Here is a 17,444-nt window from a genome sequence, read left to right as displayed (position 1 = left end):
GGCGCGGCCGGGGCGCCGTGCGGGCGCCCCGGCCGCGGGGAGGCTGCGTGCCGGTGCTCAGGTCACGTCGTCGTAGCCGTTGACCCGTTCCGCGCTCGTCTGTGCGGGCAGTGTCCGGCTCGGGGCGACCGCCTCGACCCGGCCGATGTCCTCGGGGGTGAGGTCCAGCTCGGAGGCCTCGTCGTCGGCGGGGCCCAGGGCGTCCCGGCGGCGCCTGCGGCGGTCGTTCAGCAGGGAGAAGCCGGTGGCGAAGAAGTAGAGGATCCAGATCGGTCCGGCGAGCGCCAGCATCGTCAGCGGGTCGGTGCTGGGCGTGGCCACGGCGGCGAAGACCGTGATGCCGATGATCATGCCGCGCCACCAGCTCACCATGCGCCGGCCGGTCAGCGCCCCGGTGAGGTTGAGCATGACCAGCAGCAGCGGCAGCTCGAAGGAGAGGCCGAAGACGAGCACCATGCGCACGATGAGGTCGAGCAGCTCGTCGAGCGGCAGCTGGTTGTCCAGGTCCGCCGGTGAGAACTCGAGGAGCACCTTCGCCATCGTCGGCAGCGTCTTGTACGCGAAGAAGGCGCCGCCGAGGAACAGCGGGACGCCCGTGCCGACGAACGCGTAGGCGTACTTGCGCTCGTGCTGGTGCAGGCCCGGTGCGACGAAGCCCCACAGCTGGTGGAGCCAGACAGGCGACGCGAAGATCACGCCCGCCATCAGGGAGACCTTCAGGGCGAGCGTGAACGGGGTGAGCAGACCGTTCAGGACGATGCGGGCGCAGGTGCCGCTCCTCTGCTGCGCCAGCTCCGCGAAGGTCGAGTCGCACCCCACCGCGGTCAGGATCGGGTTCGTGAAGAACTCGATGATGTCCTTGTAGAAGAAGGCGGCGACGATCGTGACGACCACGATGGCCAGCAGCGCCTTCGCGAGCCGGTTGCGCAACTCACGGAGGTGTTCCGCGAGGGGCATCCGCCCCTCCGGGTCCTTCTCCTTCTTGCGGGCGGACTTGAGCAACCCACGTTCCCATCTCGTGCGGCGGGCCGGAGGTCACCGGCCCTGCGTCAGCGCTTGGTCGAATCCGTCGGCTCGCTGACCGGGCGCGAGCTGGTCACGTCACCGGGGGAGGCCTGGATGGTGCGCTGAGCCGGGGGCTGCTCGCCGTCGTTGGGCGGTCCGGCCGGGGTGGCCGTGCTGCTGCCGTCGTCCTTCATCGCCTTGGCCTCGCTCTTGAGGATGCGAGCGGACTTGCCGAGCGAGCGGGCCATGTCCGGAAGCTTCTTCGCGCCGAACAGCAGGATGATGACGACGAGGATGAGAATGATCTCGGGGGCGCCGAGCCTTCCGAACATAAGTCTTTACCTTCTCACCGAGGCGGCTGGGTGGGATTGCTGTCCGATCGGTCGGACAGTTGTCCGAACGATCGTGCTGGCAGCGATCGTAACGCTCAGGGGTGAACGTGAGGCAATCCCCGTGCGTACTCCCGGTCCGCGATCCGGGCCTCGTTCTGCGGACCGCGATCAGCAGCGTACCTGTCCGGACCGCCGCGACGGGAGGGCGAAGTGTCCCAAAACGTATTCCTCGCGGGACTCACACGAGGGCCACGGCGGCACTCACAGGGTGTCCACGGCCCGGGCCGCGCTCAGGGACGCCCGCTCCAGCTCCTCCGCGGCCCGGCTGATGCGCTGCGCGGAGTCCGACACCTGGCGGCCCAGGCGCCGCGCCTCCACGAAGACCCGGACGGCGAACACCGCGAGGACGGCGAGACCCAGAAAACCCACGGCTACCGCGAACATCGGCCAGAACATGACGCCGAGCCTAGACCTTCCTACGGGGTGTGCAGCCGCAGGGTCCTGACCCCGCCCCCGGTGAGCAGCTCGACCACCCGCTCCCCGGCCGGCTTGCGCACGGCGGCGCCGCAGTCGGGACAGGTGAAGGAGTAGAAGGTGGTGCGGCTGGAGGCGCCGACGACCAGGCGCAGCGCACCGGCGGCGAGTTCGAAACGGCCGCGGCAGTCCGGGCAGCCCGCCCTGAAGACCACCGGGGCCACGCCGGTCATGCCCGAGAACGCCGAGGCCACCGAGACGCCCCGCGCGCCGGACGTCGTCACCGACTCGCTCACCGCTGCCGCTCCCGACCCTCGATCCGCGCCCGCCCGGCCCGCTCCGTGCCGCCCGGCCCGCCGCCGGGACCGGCGGTCCCGCCGTGCCCCGCGGCCTCCACCCCGTCGTACGCCGCCAGCGCCTCGCGGGCCGCGCGGCGGGCGCTGTCGGCGAGGTCCTGCGGCGCCACGATGCGGCCGTCGCGGCCGAGCCGCAGCGCCAGCCGCCGCAGCGAGGCCGGCTCGGGCGTGCGCAGGGTGATGCGCAGGCCGCCGTCCGCGAGCTCCTCGGCGCTGTCGTGCGGGTAGTACTCGGCGACCCAGCGCCCGCCGGGCCCCACCTCGACGACGACCTCCGGGTCCTCGGCGGCGGGCTGGACCAGCCCCTCCGACAGGTCGCGCAGCTCGACCTCCGGCGGCGCGGCGGGCTCGTCGAGGATCCTGATCTCGGCGACCCGGTCGAGGCGGAAGGTGCGCCGCGCCTCGGAGCGGCGGCACCAGGCCTCCACGTACGTGTGCCCGACGCTGACCAGGCGGATCGGGTCGATCTCGCGCTCGGTGACCTCGTCGCGGGCGGGCGAGTAGTAGCGGATCCACAGCCGGCGGCGCTCGGAGATCGCCCGGTCGACGTCGGCGAAGACCCCGCCCTCGGACTCGAAGGTCACCGACAGGCGGGAGCTGGCGCCCGCCGCCTCCCCGGCCGCTGTCTCCACCTTGGCGGTGGCCCGCAGCAGTGCCTGGCGGTCGCTCTCGCGCAGGCCGGGCAGGGTCGCCACCGCGCGGGCGGCCACCAGCAGGGCGGTCGCCTCGTCGGCGGCCAGCCGCAGCGGTTCGGCGGCGTCCGCGCCGAGGGCGGCCGGGTTGTGCCACCAGATCCGCTCGCCGTCGGTGTCGATGTCGAGCAGGTCGCCGCCGCGGAAGCTGGTGCCGCACATGGGCAGCACGTCGAGGTCGGAGACCAGCTCGTCCTCGGTGATCCCGAAGGCACGGGCGACGTCCTCGATGCGCGCTCCCGGGCGCTCCCGCAGGTACGTCACCAGGGAGAGCATCCGCCGGGTCTGGTCGATCGCGTTCGCCGGCCTGACCGGTTTGCCTGCCACTGTGTTGCTCGCTCCCCCTCAGCCCTTGGCCACGGCGCGCAGCCGGTCCACCACGTCGGCCCGCAGCTCCGCGGGCTCCAGCACCACCACGTCCGGGCCGAACTCCACCAGCCAGGCGTCCAGGCCGTGCCCGTACGGAATCTCCAACTCGTCCCAGCCGTCGCCGAGTTCCCGCACCGCCGTGGCCCTCGCCCGCAAGGGGTACCCGCAGCCGGCGCGCAGCCGGATCAGCGCGCTGCGGTCGGCGGTCTCCCCCGCCCAGCCGGCCACCGTCTCGCGGACGGTGACGACGTCGGGCACGGGCGCGCTGAACGCCGTCCCGCGCGAGCGCACCTTGCCGGTGATGCGGGACAGCCGGAAGACCCGCTCGGCCCCCCGGTCGCGGTCCCAGCCCGCGAGGTACCAGTGGCCGCGCCAGCACTCCAGCGCCCACGGCTCGACGTGCCGGGGCTCGGGACGGGCGGCGGTGGCCTTGCGGTAGTCGAAGACGACGGGACGGCGGTCGCGGCAGGCCAGCATCAGCGGCTCGAACGCGGCCTCGTGGACGGGGATGCGCGGTTCCAGGGCACTGTGCGGCTCGTAGGGGTCGACGTCCTCGGGCAGGCCCGCCGCGCGCAGTTTCTGCAGGGCGCCGCTGGCCGCGCCGGCGAGCCTGGCCTGCTGCCACACCTTGGCGGCCAGGCCCAGGGCGGCGGCCTCCTCGGCGTCGAGGGTGATGGCCGGCAGCCGGTTGCTGTCACGGCGGGCGAGGTAGCCGATCTCGCCGTCCAGGCTCTCGACGGTCTCGATGACCAGGCCCAGCTCGCGCAGGTCGTCCTTGTCCCGCTCGAACATCCGGTTGAAGGAGTCGTCCGACCCGGCCCCGCCCCTGCCCGGACCGAACGCCTCGACGTAGGCCTCGATGGAGTCACGCAGCTCGCGCTTGCTGAGCGGCCGCCGTGTCCCGAGCAGACACAGCGCCAGGTTCATCAGCCGCTCCGCCTTGGCAATGGCCATCGACGCCCTTCGCCTCTCCTGTGGTGCTTCCGACGGACGACCGTACCGCTCCGCGGCGCCCGGGCAAAAGCCGAGGGCCCATGCCCGGACGGGCATGGACCCCGGCTGGTCGAGACCGGTCCCGCGACGATCAGACCCCGAGCAGGTCGACCACGAAGATCAGCGTCTCGCCCGGCTTGATCGCCGGGGTCGGGCTCTGGTTGCCGTAGGCGAGGTGCGCCGGGATGGTCAGCTGGCGACGGCCGCCGACCTTCATGCCCTGCACGCCCTGGTCCCAGCCCTTGATGACCCGGCCGCCGCCCAGCGGGAAGCGGAACGGGGTACCGCGGTTCCAGCTCGCGTCGAACTCCTCACCGGTGCTGAAGGCGACACCGACGTAGTGCACGGAGACGGTCTGGCCCGCCTGCGCCACCTCACCGTCGCCCTCCCAGATGTCCTTGATCTCGAGGTCCGCCGGGGGCTCGCCGCCCGGGAAGTCGATCTCGGGCTTCTCGATGCTCACGTCTTACGCTCCTGCTTGTTCGCGGAAAGGCAACAGCACAGTCTTACATCACGGCGGCGTCACATCTTCGCGAGGAGGTCCACCGTGAAGACCATCGTGGAGTCCTTCTCGATGCCGCTGCCGGCCGGCGGCCGGTCGCCGTACCCCAGGTCGGGCGGGATCACGATCACGACGCGGCTGCCGGTCTTCTTGCCGGTCAGGCCCTGCGCCCAGCCCTTGACGACCTGCTGGAGCGAGAACGAGGTCAGCGCGGACCGCTGGTACGTCGAGTCGAACTCCTTGCCGGTGTCCCAGACGACGCCCTTGTACTGCACGAGGACCGTGTCGTCGGCCGCGACGGCCTCCCCGTCGCCCTCGATGACGTAGCCCGACACGAGCTTCTTCGGCGGATCGGCCTTGGGGATCTCGACGGAGGGCGCCTTGCCGTCGGTGTTGGTGCCGACCTTCGGCACGGCGGCGTCGTCCTGGGGGACCTTCTTGCCCTCGGCCGAGCTCCTGGCGTTGAAGGTGTCCTGGACGTCGAACACGAACACCAGCGTGTCGGTGCCCTTGACGCCCGCCTCCGCGTTGCCCTCCTTGCCGAAGCCCCAGGTCGGCGGGACGGCGAACTGCACCCGGCTGCCGGCCTTCTTGCCGGTCAGGGCGTAGCGCCAGCCCTCCATGGTGCTGCCCTGCGCGAGCTGGGTGAGCAGCGGCGCCCCGCGGTCGTAGGAGTTGTCGAGGACCTTGCCGGTGTCCCAGATCTGGCCGAGGTACTGGGCCTGGATGTAGTCGCCCTCCGCGACGGTCCGGCCGCCGCCCGCGATGACCGTCTTCACGGCGAGCTGGTCGGAGGGCGCGCCGCTGCCCTTGGCGACCGTCGGCTTCTCCCCGAACTTCGTGCCCGCGGTGATGGCCGGCAGCGGACCGTCGACGATCTTGGGGGCGGGCGCGGCGGAGGGGGCCGAGGCGGAGGGCGACGCGCTGCTGTCCACCTTGCCCGACGAGTCGGACGAGTCGTCCCCGCACCCGGCGAGCGTGACCAGTCCTGCGGGTACGGCGGCGAGAATGAGTGAGCGTCGGCGCACGGTGGGGGCCTCGTAATCGGTTGATCTTGCTGATGGCGTGCGCGCTACCTTACTGACGATTCCGCGCCGATTCAGGTTTCGGCCCGGTTCCGTTTCGGCAGGTGCCCCGGGAGTTGTCCCCGGGACGGCACCGCCGACGCGAGAAGGGCGCCGTACGGGAAACGCACGGCGCCCTCGTCGCGTTCCGGCATTGCCGCGGAACGCGGCACCCGGTCACATTCCGGCGATCAGCTTCTCCACCCGGTCGTCCACCGAACGGAACGGGTCCTTGCACAACACCGTGCGCTGCGCCTGGTCGTTGAGCTTGAGGTGCACCCAGTCGACGGTGAAGTCCCGCCGCTGCTCCTGGGCCCGGCGGATGAAGTCACCGCGCAACCGCGCCCGAGTGGTCTGCGGGGGAACCGACTTGCCCTCGAAGATCTTCAGGTCGTTGCAGATCCGGGCGGCCTGCCCCTTGCGCTCCAGCAGGTAGTACAGGCCACGACGACGGTGGATGTCGTGGTAGGCGAGGTCTATCTGCGCCACGCGCGGGTGCGACATGGTCATGTTGTGCTTGGCCCGGTACCGCTCGATGAGCTTGTACTTCATCACCCAGTCGATCTCGGTGCCGATCCGGTCGAGGTCCTCGGCCTCGATCGCGTCGAGCGTGCGGCCCCACAGCTCCAGGACCTGGTCGACGGTGCCGGTACGGATGCCGCGGCGCTCGACGAAGTCCACGGCCTTCTCGTAGTACTCGCGCTGCACCTCGAGGGCGGAGGCCTCACGGCCGCTGGCCAGGCGCACCTTGCGCCGGCCGGTGATGTCGTGGCTGACCTCGCGGATCGCCCGGATCGGGTTCTCCAGGGTCAGGTCGCGCATCACGGTGCCCGCCTCGATCATGCGCAGCACCAGGTCGGTGGCGCCGACCTTGAGCAGCATGGTCGTCTCGGACATGTTCGAGTCGCCCACGATGACGTGCAGGCGACGGTAGCGCTCGGCGTCGGCGTGCGGTTCGTCGCGGGTGTTGATGATGGGCCGGGACCGGGTCGTCGCCGAGGAGACGCCCTCCCAGATGTGCTCGGCCCGCTGGCTCACGCAGTAGACGGCCCCGCGGGGCGTCTGGAGCACCTTCCCGGCACCGCACAGCAGCTGCCGGGTCACCAGGAAGGGGATGAGGATGTCCGCGAGCCGGGAGAACTCCCCGTGCCGGGCCACCAGGTAGTTCTCGTGGCAACCGTAGGAGTTGCCCGCCGAGTCGGTGTTGTTCTTGAAGAGGTAGACGTCGCCCGCGATTCCTTCCTCGTGCAGGCGTCGTTCCGCGTCCACCAGGAGTCCCTCGAGAATGCGCTCGCCGGCCTTGTCGTGGGTGACCAGTTCGGTCACGTTGTCACATTCGGGTGTCGCGTATTCCGGATGCGATCCCACGTCGAGATAGAGGCGGGCGCCGTTCCGCAGAAAGACATTGCTGCTTCGGCCCCATGACACGACACGGCGGAAGAGGTACCGCGCCACCTCGTCAGGCGACAGGCGGCGCTGTCCCCTGAACGTGCACGTGACGCCGTACTCGTTCTCCAGCCCGAAAATGCGGCGGTCCATGACTGAACATTACGCCCGATCCCCTGAACTGAAACGGGGTTCGACGGCACGGTTCGGATCATTTTCCGATGAAGCCGCAACCACCCCGCTTCCGGCGGGAACGGCGAGTACCCGCCCCGTGGCCAGCAAAACCAGCAATGCCACGGCACCCGCCGCACCCGGCACGGCGAAACCCCACCGGGCGCCACCCGCCTCGACGACCGGGCCCGCCACGGCCGTTCCGAGCGAGTGACCGACCGTGAAGGTGGTCACCAGCCAGGAGAACGCCTCCGTGACGGTGCCGCGCGGCGCGTGCCGGTCGACCAGCACGAACGCGCAGGCGATGGCGGGCGCGAGGAACACGCCCGCCAGCGCGGTGAGCGCCACCATGGCGACCGCGCCCGGCATCAGCGTCAGCGGCAGGTAACACACCGCCAGGAACGCCACCAGCACCCGCAGTCGCCGCTCCGGCGCCCCCACCCACCGCCGCGCCCCGTAGGCCACCCCGCCGACGAGCGCGCCGAGGCCGAGGGCGGCCATCAGCCAGCCGTACACCACGTCACCCCCGTGGTCGTCTGCGTACGGCACGGAGGCCACCGTGATGGACCCCAGCGCGATGCCGACGAACAGGAAGGCACCCAGCAGCACGAGCAGACCGGGCGACCGCAGGGCGCCCAGCCAGTGCGCCTCGCGCGGGGCGGAGCGCCACCCCCGCGAGGGCGGCGAGACGACCACGGTCAGCGCCCCGAGCACCCCGAGCCCGTTCAGGACCAGCAGGGCGGCCTGCGCCGACCACAGCGAGGTGCACAGGGTCACCAGCAGCGGCCCGACGGTGAACATCACCTCCTGGGCCACCGCGTCCATCGCGTACGCGGTGTGCACCTGCTCCTCCCGGCGCAGCACCGACGGCCACAGCGCCCGCAGGCCGCCCTCCAGCGGCGGGGTGAACAGCCCGGCCGCCGCGACGAGGACGAGGGCGAGCGGCAGCGGGGCGATGCCGGCGAAGGCGAAGCCGCCCATGGCGAAGGCCGCGGCGAGCGCGGCGGACAGCTGCACACGCGGCTGGCCGTGCAGGTCGACCAGACGGCCGAGCAGCGGCTGGCCGACGGCGTTGGCGACGCCGTACACGGCCGCCAGGACGCCCGCGAGGGTGTAGCCGCCGCCCTCGGCACGCACGAACAGCACGATCGCGATGGCGGCCGTGGCGTTGGGCAGTCGCCCCACCAGGGTGCCGGCGAGGAGCCGGGCCGCGTGCCGCGCCCTGAGGATCTCCAGATACCCCGCGGCCATGTCCCGCCTCCGTCGGCTCCCCCGAGGCGGTCGACCCCGCCAAGGTTTTACGTATAACGCGTCCCGGTCATACGTACCATGTGCGCTGTTCACCCGTCCAGACGAAAGAGCAGGCCCACGGTGGCACGAGCCAGCACCCGCCCGACGAGCCGCGACGTCGCCCGGGCCGCAGGCGTCTCCCAGGCCGCCGTCTCCCTCGTCCTCGGCGACAAATGGCGCGGCCGCGTCTCCGAGACCACCGCGGAACGCGTACGCCAGGCCGCCCGCGACCTCGGCTACCGCCCCAACCTGGCCGCCCGCAACCTGCGCCTGGGCCGCACCCGCACCATCCTGCTCGTCGTCCCGGAACTGACCACCGAATTCTTCGCCGGCGTCTACACCGGCGCAGCCCGCCTCGCCGCCACCCACGGCTTCGGCGTCGTCCTCTACCCCTCCCCCGAAGGCATCGGCCCCGCCCCCGACCCCTTCGCCTCCGCCCCCACCGCCCTCGACGGCGTCCTGGCCTCCTCCATGGCCGCCGACGCCCTCACCACCATCCGCGGCGACCAACTCCCCCTCGTCATGCTCGACAGCGACCCCCACGGCAGCCTCGGAGCCGCCACCGTCAACCTCGACATCGCCGACGGCGCCCGCCAGGTCGCCGAACACCTCCTGCACCTCGGCCACCGCCACTTCCTGCACCTGGCCTCCGACGTCCCCTCCTGGACGTTCGAGGTACGCGCCCGCGAGCTGGCCGCACGCGTGCGCGCCGTGCCCGGCACCACCCTGCGCACCGCCCCCACCCCCATGACCATCGACGGCGCCCGCACGGCCGCGGAAGCCGCCCTGGACTCCCCCGGCCCCCGGCCCACCGCCGTCGTCTGCGACGACGACAAACTCGCCGCCGGCGTCTACAAGGCCGCACGACGACACGGACTGCGCATCCCCGACGACATCTCCGTCACCGGCGTGGACGACATCGCCCTCGCCGCCGCCCTCGACCCGGAACTGACGACCGTCCGCCTGGACGCCGAACTCTTCGGAGAACACGGCATGCGAGCCCTGCTGGCCGTCCTGGACGGCCGCACACCCGAAACCGCACGGATCCCCGTCCACCTGGTCGTCCGGGCCTCCACGGCCCCACCCAGGCCCTGACAGACCCCCTCCGGGAAAACACCTGTGCCCCGACCGGAGAACGGCCGGGGCACAGCGAGAACGGGCCGGGCTACTTCTCGTCCGACTCCTCGGCGCTCTCCGCCTCCGTCGACGCCCCGCCGGCCTCCAGCAGCCTCCCCAGCTGCCGCCCCACGATCCGCTTGAACTTGCGCGACTGCGGACGCGTACGGTCCAGGACCGCCACCTCCAGACGCTCGGCGGGAATCTCCCGCTCCGTGCCGTTGGTGTCACGCGACAGGGCCTGCACCGCCAGCTTCAGGGCCTCCGCGAGACTCATCCCGTCCCGGTGACGCTGGTCCAGGTAGCTGCCGATCTGTTCCGCATTGCCGCCGACCGCGACCGAACCGTGCTCGTCCACGATCGACCCGTCGTGCGGCAACCGGTAGATCTGATCACCGTCCGGCGTCTCCCCGACCTCCGCCACCACCAGCTCCACCTCGTACGGCTTCTCACCGGCCGAGGAGAAGATGGTGCCCAGCGTCTGCGCGTAGACGTTCGCCAGACCGCGAGCGGTCACGTCGTCCCGGTCGTAGGTGTAACCCCGCAGATCCGCGTAGCGCACCCCGCCGATCCGGAGGTTCTCGTACTCGTTGTACTTGCCGGCGGCCGCGAAACCGATCCGGTCGTAGATCTCGCTGAACTTGTGCAGCGCACGGGACGGGTTCTCACCGACGAACACGATGCCGTCGGCGTACTGGAGCACGGCCAGGCTCCGACCACGGGCGATGCCCTTGCGCGCGTACTCCGCACGGTCCGCCATCGCCTGCTGGGGTGAGACATAGAACGGCGTCGACACCGGTTATCCGTCCCTTTCTGTGGAAGTCACACGATCACCTTGCCAGGAACCCGGCCCGCTACAGCAACGCGGCCCGGGGACCGTCCGGCTGCTCGAGACGACGGGCCAGCACCGAACGGGCGATCTCGGAGGACTCGTCGTCCGAGAGCCGGCGGAAACCGTCGTCGGTGATCACGGTGACGATGGGGTAGATCCGGCGGGCGACATCGGGACCACCGGTCGCCGAGTCGTCGTCAGCCGCGTCGTAGAGCGCCTGGACCACGAGCGTCGTGGTCTCCTCCTCGCTCAGGTCATGGCGGTACAGCTTCTTCATGGCACCGCGCGCGAAGACCGAACCCGAACCGGTCGCCGCGAAGTGGTGCTCCTCGGAACGGCCCCCGGTGACGTCGTAGGAGAAGATCCGGCCCCTGCCGCGGTCCACGTCGAACCCGGCGAACAGCGGCACCACGGCCAGACCCTGCATCGCCATGCCCAGGTTGGAACGGATCATCGTCGACAGCCGGTTCGCCTTGCCCTCCAGCGACAGCTGAGCACCCTCGACCTTCTCGAAGTGCTCCAGCTCCAGCTGGAAGAGCTTGACCATCTCCACGGCCAGACCGGCGGTGCCCGCGATACCGACGGCCGAGTACTCGTCCGCCGGGAACACCTTCTCGATGTCGCGCTGCGCGATCACGTTGCCCATCGTCGCGCGACGGTCACCGGCGAGCACCACACCGCCGGGGAAGGTCACCGCCACGATCGTCGTGCCGTGCGGCGCCTCGATCACCCCCTGCATCGCGGGGAGTTGCCGGTTGCCGGGCAGCAGCTCCGGCTGGTGCTCGGAGAGGAAGTCCATGAAGGACGAGGACCCAGGCGTCAGGAAGGCAGCTGGTAGACGCCCGGTGCTACGAGTGTTGGCTTCCACGCGTTTCCTTCCACGTAAGCAGCAGCCCGCCTTATGGCATCGGGCCGATCCTTGAACTGCCCCAGTGCGGCGTTGCAGCTGAAGCACAGTACGCCTCGGACCCTACCCGTCTTGTGGCAGTGATCCACATGCTCGGCCGGGGCGGCAAGACATATACAGCAGACGCCGTGCTGCTCCGCGATCAGCGCGTCCAACTCAGCTGGCGTAAGACCATACTTGCGCATCAGGTGGCCTCGGCGGTTATCGACAGCACGGCAAGATCGACACCGCGACGCCAAGCCGTCCGGGGCTGATTCCTTCTTGTGCCACTCCGAGTGCGGCTTGAGCTCGCCACACGCCTGACAGTGCTTGTGGCCCTCCCGGATCCCTTGACGAGGCGGAGGCGTTCGCCCCATGGCCTCCTGGCGCCTCCGGTCCGACTCGGCAGCACAGTCCCGGCAGCGATGCTGCAGGCCATCGAGGTTTGACCGCTTCGTTGCGAAGGCTGCGCGCGGCCGGATCTCACCACACCACGCGCAGCGCTTCCCATTCAATTGATCGACCACCCGTCCACCCCGCTACACCTTCAAATCGAAGGCGAAAGTGACCTACTGGCCACCTTTCTGAACGAAGGACCTCACGAAATCCTCGGCGTTCTCCTCGAGTACATCGTCAATCTCGTCAAGAACCGAGTCCACGTCGTCGCTCAGCTTCTCCTGACGCTCCTTGAGGTCGTCCGAGGCCTGCGTCTCCGCCGCCTGCTCCTCGGTCTCCTCGGTGGAGCGCGTCGCCTTCTGCTGGCCGCCGCCGGTGTCCTTGGTCGCCATAACCCTCACCCCGCTCAGTTCGCCCGACATGGTCGACAGGTCGGCATTCCTGCCGATCGGTGGTGATCAGACCCTACAAGCCGGGTCCGACATCGGCCCCGCAGTTGCCACAACGTGCGGGGTCCATCTCGATGATTCCCGGGCGCGGGGGTTTCCACCCTCGCGCCCGGGTCCGGCCGGGTACCCGTTCAGTGCCCGGACAAGACCTTGACCAGGTCTTCCGCGGTGCGGCAGCGGTCGAGGAGCGCCTTGACGTGATTTCGCGTTCCGCGAAGCGGTTCCAGGGTTGGAACCCGCTGGAGGCTGTCGCGGCCCGGCAGGTCGAAGATGACCGAGTCCCAGGAGGCGGCCGCCACGTCGTCGGCGTACTGCTCCAGGCAGCGGCCGCGGAAGTAGGCGCGGGTGTCCTCGGGAGGCTTGCCGACGGCCCGCTGGACCTCCGTCTCGTCCAGGAGCCGCTTGACGCGTCCGCGGGCCACGAGGCGGTTGTAGAGGCCTTTCTCGGCCCGTACGTCGGCGTACTGGAGGTCGACGAGGTGGAGGCGGGCGGCGTCCCAGTCGAGGGCGTCGCGGCGGCGGTAGCCCTCCATCAGTTCGCGTTTGGCCACCCAGTCCAGTTCGCCGGCCAGGCTCATGGGGTCGTTCTCCAGGCGCGTGAGGGTGTCCTCCCAGCGCGCCAGGACGTCCTTGGTCTGGTCGTCGGCGTCCGCCCCGTAGCGCTCCTCCACGTACTTGCGTGACAGCTCGAAGTACTCCATCTGCAGTTGGACCGCGGTGAGTGTGCGGCCGCTGCGGAGGGTGACGAGGTGCTCGAGGGTGGGGTCGTGGGAGACCTGGTGGAGGGTGCGGACGGGTTGGTCGACGGCGAGGTCGACGGCGATGAAGCCGTCCTCGATCATGGACAGGACCAGGGCGGTGGTGCCGAGCTTGAGGTAGGTGGAGATCTCGGAGAGGTTGGCGTCCCCGATGATCACGTGGAGGCGGCGGTACTTCTCGGCGTCGGCGTGCGGCTCGTCGCGGGTGTTGATGATGGGGCGCTTGAGGGTGGTCTCGAGGCCGACCTCGACCTCGAAGTAGTCGGCGCGCTGGCTGAGCTGGAAGCCGTGTTCGTGTCCGTCCTGGCCGATGCCGACGCGGCCGGCTCCGGCGAAGACCTGGCGGGAGACGAAGAAGGGCGTGAGGTGGCGCACGATGTCGGAGAAGGCGGTCTCGCGCTTCATCAGGTAGTTCTCGTGCGTGCCGTAGGAGGCGCCCTTGTTGTCGGTGTTGTTCTTGTAGAGGTGGATCGGCTGGGCGCCGGGGAGCGCGGCGGCTCGTTCGGCGGCTTCGGCCATGATGCGTTCGCCGGCTTTGTCCCAGAGGACGGCGTCGCGCGGGTTGGTGACCTCGGGCGAGCTGTATTCGGGGTGGGCGTGGTCGACGTAGAGGCGGGCGCCGTTGGTGAGGATGACGTTGGCGAGGCCGATGTCCTCGTCGGTGAGCTGGGTGGAGTCGGCGGCTTCGCGGGCGAGGTCGAAGCCTCGGGCGTCCCGCAGGGGGTTCTCCTCCTCGAAGTCCCAGCGGGCCCGGCGGGCCCGGTGCATCGCCGCCGCGTAGGCGTTGACGATCTGGGACGAGGTGAGCATGGCATTGGCGTTCGGGTGACCGGGGACGGAGATCCCGTATTCCGTCTCGATGCCCATTACTCGCCGTACGGTCATGCGGCCCTCCTTGCCCGGCGGCGTCCTCGGTCGTGGGCGCCGCTCAAGTACCGCGGGTGTTCCGGTGCGTGTGCGGTGCCCGTGCCCGCACTGTGCCCGGCGGTACGGATGAGCCTAGAACGCCTCTGCGCTGGTGGGGAGATCATTTGCGTCATTGCCTGCTCCAGCCGTGGCCCGAAAAGCAGTCGGCTGCGGGTGCCCGGTGGGGGCACCCGCAGCCGCCCTGGTTCTACAGGTACTGTCCGGTGTTCGCCACCGTGTCGATGGAGCGTCCGGTGTCGGAGCCCTGCTTTCCGGTGATGAGGGTGCGGATGTAGACGATCCGCTCGCCCTTCTTTCCGGAGATGCGGGCCCAGTCGTCGGGGTTGGTGGTGTTGGGGAGGTCCTCGTTCTCCTTGAACTCGTCCACGCAGGCCTGGAGGAGGTGGGAGACGCGGAGGCCCTTCTGGTTCTTCTCGAGGAAGTCCTTGATCGCCATTTTCTTGGCGCGGCCCACGATGTTCTCGATCATGGCGCCGGAGTTGAAGTCCTTGAAGTAGAGGACTTCCTTGTCGCCGTTGGCGTAGGTGACTTCCAGGAAGCGGTTCTCCTCGGATTCGGCGTACATGTGTTCCACTGCCGTCTGGATCATGCTGTCGACGGTGGTGGTGCGGTCGCCGGAGTGTTCGCCGAGGTCGTCGGAGTGGAGCGGGAGGCGTTCGGTGAGGTACTTGCCGAAGATGTCCTTGGCCGCTTCGGCGTCCGGACGTTCGATCTTGATCTTCACGTCGAGCCGGCCGGGGCGCAGGATGGCCGGGTCGATCATGTCCTCGCGGTTGGAGGCGCCGATCACGACCACGTTCTGCAGGCCTTCCACGCCGTCGATCTCGGCGAGGAGCTGGGGGACGATGGTGTTCTCCACGTCCGAGCTGACACCGGAGCCGCGGGTGCGGAAGAGGGATTCCATCTCGTCGAAGAAGACGATGACGGGGGTGCCCTCGCTGGCCTTCTCACGGGCGCGCTGGAAGACCAGGCGGATCTGCCGCTCGGTCTCGCCGACGTACTTGTTGAGGAGCTCGGGGCCCTTGATGTTGAGGAAGAAGCTCTTGCCGGCGGCCTGGCCGGTGACCTCGGCGACCTTCTTGGCCAGCGAGTTGGCGACGGCCTTGGCGATGAGCGTCTTGCCGCATCCGGGGGGGCCGTAGAGCAGGACGCCCTTGGGGGGGCGCAGCTCGTGCTCGCGGAAGAGGTCGGGGTAGAGGTAGGGCAGCTCGACCGCGTCGCGGATGGCTTCGATCTGGCCGCCGAGGCCGCCGATCTGCTCGTACCCGATGTCCGGGACCTCTTCGAGGACGAGTTCTTCGACCTCGCTCTTGGGGACGACCTCGTAGACGTAGCCGGAGCGGGGTTCGAGCAGCAGGGCGTCGCCGGGCCGGATGACGACGTCCAGCAGGGGCTCGGCGAGCCTGACCACCCGTTCTTCGTCGGTGTGTCCGACGACCAGGGCGCGCTGGCCGTCCTCGAGGATCTCCTTGAGGGTGACGATGTCGCCGACGCTCTCGTACTCCATGGCCTCGACCACGTTGAGTGCTTCGTTGAGCATCAGTTCCTGGCCGCGTCGGAGCTCGTCGAGCTCGACGCCGGGGCTGACGTTCACCCGGAGCTTGCGGCCCCCGGTGAAGATGTCGGCGGTGCCGTCCTCGTTCGCCTGGAGGAAGACACCGAAGCCGGCGGGCGGCTGTGCGAGCCGGTCGACTTCTTCCTTGAGGGCCACGATCTGGTCGCGGGCCTCGCGGAGTGTGCTGGCCAGTCTTTCGTTCTGGGCGGACACGCCGGCCAGATTGGTCTGCAGCTCGACGATCCGCTCTTCGAGAATCCTCGTGTGTCGCGGAGAGTCGGCGAGCTTGCGTCGCAGGACGGCGATCTCCTGCTCAAGGTAGGCAATCTGCCCGTCGGGGTCGTCGGACCCTCGTCCCGGGCGGATGCCGCGGTTCATGTCGTCGTCGTGGGCTGCCACGGTCCTCACCTCCTCCAAGGGGAGCTGGACGCTTCCAGACCCTACCTGGGTGGGTGTCGATTGAAACCCCTAGATCAAAAGACTGTCGGGGTGTGTCCGATCTTCACCCTTGCGCTCTCCCTCACGCCAGGGGAATACCCACCGAACGTGGTTGGAAAGCTGCCGGGGGTAGGGTCGAAGTGTTCAACACCCGTCAGAGCCTGCATCGTTCCCGTACGGCTCGGCAAACATTCGGCAGGAGATATGGGCGTGCAGCAGGAGGCCGGTGTCGGCGGCGAGGCTCTGGAGGTCTGGATCGACCAGGATCTCTGTACCGGCGACGGTATCTGTGCGCAGTATGCGCCGGAGGTGTTCGAGCTGGATGTCGACGGTCTGGCGTACGTCAGGGCCGCCGATGACGAGCTTCTGCAGGACAAGGGTGCCACGGTGCCGGTTCCGCTGCCGTTGTTGGCGGACGTGGTGGACTCGGCGCGGGAGTGTCCGGGCGACTGCATCCATGTGCGGAGGGTCGCGGACGGGGTCGAGGTCTACGGTCCGGACGCGGAGTGACGGTGTTCGTACGCGTGGTGACGGCTGTCTGATTCCTCACAGCCCCGGTGGCCCGGTTCAGACGCTGTGGGTGGCGGCGGGTGTGGAGCGGACGAACGCGTAGTCGTGCCAGCGCCACTTGGCGCTCTCCTTGACGTCCGGGCAGCAACTGGGGACGTCGGGCGAGGAGTAGCCGAGGTAGTCGGCGAGTACGGCGCCGTCGCCGACGGTCAGGGCGGTGACGGTGCGGCGTTCCTTGGGGTCGACGAGTGTGGCGACGACCCGGGGGCTGGTCGCGCCGGCGGCCTGGGTGAGGACGTAGAGGCCGTCGGGCGGGGTGCCCATGGGGGCGTCGCAGTGGACCGCGGCGACTGTTTCCGGCCTGCCGTCGCCGTCCAGGTCTCCGGTGGCCTTCTTCATCACCAGTGCCTTCACCGGGCCGCATTCCAGGGGGAAGTCGACGCCCGTGGTGGCCGGGGCGGTCGCGGTGACGGGTGCGGGGGCCGTGCCGGGGCCGCTCGCCTGGGCGGCGGTCGCGGGGCCGGGCTGGAGCACCGAGGACAGGGCCACGACGCCGGCGACGGCGGTGGCGGTCGCGAGCCAGTGGATCGGCCGGGTGTGGGTGTGTGCCAGTTCCGGGACGGCGGGTTGCTGCACGAGGAGCGTCTCCTGTGAGGGCTGTGCCGGTGGGGGTTGTGCCGGTGGGATGGGCTGCATCGTGCCACACGTCACAGTGTGGGGAACAGGGGGGTCGGGGGTCGGGGTGGTGTCCTGCGGGCGGTGCCAAAGCGACGACGCCGTGGTCCAGTTCCCTCGGGTTCGCGGGAACTGGACCACGGCGTCGGTTCGTTGGTGCGGCGTCGGCCGGACTAGGGCGTGTCTGACAATTCCCGCCGGGCGCGCGACGCCTGGCACGGCACCTCGCCGCGTTGTCGGATCACCCGAGTACACCCAGTACACGGGC

The 17,444-nt window shown here is 69.9% G+C and carries 19 protein-coding genes; 2 read left to right on the top strand and 17 right to left on the bottom strand.

The annotated features are described in order from the left end of the window. Positions 1-57: 57 nt before the first annotated feature. The 10 genes from tatC to ACF09K_RS25945 form a co-directional block, all read right to left on the bottom strand. Positions 58-1,002 carry a twin-arginine translocase subunit TatC gene (gene tatC / locus ACF09K_RS25990; RefSeq protein WP_392247191.1) on the bottom strand — a complete coding sequence of 315 codons (945 nt, stop codon included), beginning with the start codon at positions 1,000-1,002 and terminating at the stop codon, positions 58-60. A gap of 47 nt (positions 1,003-1,049) precedes the next feature. After that, the gene (gene tatA, locus ACF09K_RS25985) at positions 1,050-1,337 is read right to left on the bottom strand and encodes a Sec-independent protein translocase subunit TatA (RefSeq protein WP_363089206.1); all 288 of its coding nucleotides are present in this window, start codon (positions 1,335-1,337) and stop codon (positions 1,050-1,052) included. 261 nt (positions 1,338-1,598) lie between these two features. Further along, positions 1,599-1,793, bottom strand: a complete 195-nt coding sequence (locus ACF09K_RS25980; RefSeq protein WP_392247189.1) for a hypothetical protein — start codon at positions 1,791-1,793, stop codon at positions 1,599-1,601. Positions 1,794-1,813: 20 nt separating this feature from the next. Beyond that, positions 1,814-2,107 carry a hypothetical protein gene (locus tag ACF09K_RS25975; protein ID WP_392247187.1) on the bottom strand — a complete coding sequence of 98 codons (294 nt, stop codon included), beginning with the start codon at positions 2,105-2,107 and terminating at the stop codon, positions 1,814-1,816. After that, positions 2,104-3,186, bottom strand: coding sequence for a helix-turn-helix transcriptional regulator (locus ACF09K_RS25970; RefSeq protein ID WP_392247186.1), 1,083 nt, complete (start codon positions 3,184-3,186; stop codon positions 2,104-2,106). Before ACF09K_RS25970 ends, ACF09K_RS25975 begins: the two co-directional genes overlap by 4 nt. Before the next feature lie 18 nt (positions 3,187-3,204). Further along, entirely contained in the window at positions 3,205-4,182 is a 978-nt protein-coding gene (locus ACF09K_RS25965; protein ID WP_392247185.1) for a helix-turn-helix transcriptional regulator, read from the bottom strand. Positions 4,183-4,312: 130 nt separating this feature from the next. Continuing rightward, entirely contained in the window at positions 4,313-4,684 is a 372-nt protein-coding gene (locus ACF09K_RS25960; protein WP_073495330.1) for an FKBP-type peptidyl-prolyl cis-trans isomerase, read from the bottom strand. Positions 4,685-4,743: 59 nt separating this feature from the next. Beyond that, a complete protein-coding gene (locus ACF09K_RS25955) occupies positions 4,744-5,751 on the bottom strand; it encodes an FKBP-type peptidyl-prolyl cis-trans isomerase (RefSeq protein ID WP_392247184.1) in 1,008 nt (335 codons plus the stop codon). Between the two features lie 213 nt (positions 5,752-5,964). Beyond that, positions 5,965-7,326: a Pup--protein ligase gene (gene pafA, locus ACF09K_RS25950; protein ID WP_020117715.1), complete on the bottom strand. Its 1,362-nt coding sequence runs from the start codon at positions 7,324-7,326 to the stop codon at positions 5,965-5,967. Positions 7,327-7,335: 9 nt separating this feature from the next. Then, entirely contained in the window at positions 7,336-8,595 is a 1,260-nt protein-coding gene (locus tag ACF09K_RS25945; protein WP_392247182.1) for an MFS transporter, read from the bottom strand. A 120-nt stretch (positions 8,596-8,715) separates the two neighbouring features. Between ACF09K_RS25945 and ACF09K_RS25940 the strand changes: the two genes are divergently transcribed. Next, entirely contained in the window at positions 8,716-9,729 is a 1,014-nt protein-coding gene (locus ACF09K_RS25940) for a LacI family DNA-binding transcriptional regulator (protein ID WP_392247180.1), read from the top strand. Between the two features lie 70 nt (positions 9,730-9,799). Here ACF09K_RS25940 and prcA read toward each other — a convergent pair whose 3' ends face one another. The 6 genes from prcA to arc form a co-directional block, all read right to left on the bottom strand. Then, on the bottom strand, positions 9,800-10,546 hold the full coding sequence (gene prcA / locus ACF09K_RS25935; RefSeq protein ID WP_392247179.1) for a proteasome subunit alpha: 747 nt from the start codon (positions 10,544-10,546) through the stop codon (positions 9,800-9,802). A gap of 58 nt (positions 10,547-10,604) precedes the next feature. After that, the gene (gene prcB / locus ACF09K_RS25930) at positions 10,605-11,450 is read right to left on the bottom strand and encodes a proteasome subunit beta (RefSeq protein WP_392247177.1); all 846 of its coding nucleotides are present in this window, start codon (positions 11,448-11,450) and stop codon (positions 10,605-10,607) included. Then, positions 11,402-11,995 carry an endonuclease VII domain-containing protein gene (locus ACF09K_RS25925; RefSeq protein ID WP_392247175.1) on the bottom strand — a complete coding sequence of 198 codons (594 nt, stop codon included), beginning with the start codon at positions 11,993-11,995 and terminating at the stop codon, positions 11,402-11,404. The genes prcB and ACF09K_RS25925 overlap by 49 nt, the downstream gene beginning before the upstream one ends. Before the next feature lie 42 nt (positions 11,996-12,037). After that, entirely contained in the window at positions 12,038-12,256 is a 219-nt protein-coding gene (locus tag ACF09K_RS25920) for a ubiquitin-like protein Pup (protein ID WP_392247174.1), read from the bottom strand. Between the two features lie 188 nt (positions 12,257-12,444). Beyond that, positions 12,445-13,956: a depupylase/deamidase Dop gene (gene dop / locus ACF09K_RS25915; protein ID WP_392247173.1), complete on the bottom strand. Its 1,512-nt coding sequence runs from the start codon at positions 13,954-13,956 to the stop codon at positions 12,445-12,447. Positions 13,957-14,185: 229 nt separating this feature from the next. Continuing rightward, positions 14,186-15,952: a proteasome ATPase gene (arc, locus tag ACF09K_RS25910; protein ID WP_392247172.1), complete on the bottom strand. Its 1,767-nt coding sequence runs from the start codon at positions 15,950-15,952 to the stop codon at positions 14,186-14,188. 243 nt (positions 15,953-16,195) lie between these two features. Between arc and ACF09K_RS25905 the strand changes: the two genes are divergently transcribed. Continuing rightward, positions 16,196-16,501, top strand: coding sequence for a ferredoxin (locus ACF09K_RS25905; RefSeq protein ID WP_392247170.1), 306 nt, complete (start codon positions 16,196-16,198; stop codon positions 16,499-16,501). 57 nt (positions 16,502-16,558) lie between these two features. Here ACF09K_RS25905 and ACF09K_RS25900 read toward each other — a convergent pair whose 3' ends face one another. Then, complete coding sequence (locus ACF09K_RS25900; protein WP_392247169.1) at positions 16,559-17,137, bottom strand: hypothetical protein; 579 nt, start codon at positions 17,135-17,137, stop codon at positions 16,559-16,561. Positions 17,138-17,444 lie beyond the last annotated feature (307 nt).

It is taken from the genome of Streptomyces sp. NPDC014882 (assembly GCF_043081325.1).
Lineage (GTDB): Bacteria > Actinomycetota > Actinomycetes > Streptomycetales > Streptomycetaceae > Streptomyces.
Note: the sequence above shows the minus strand (reverse complement) of the source record. Positions and strands in the feature narration are given on the sequence as shown.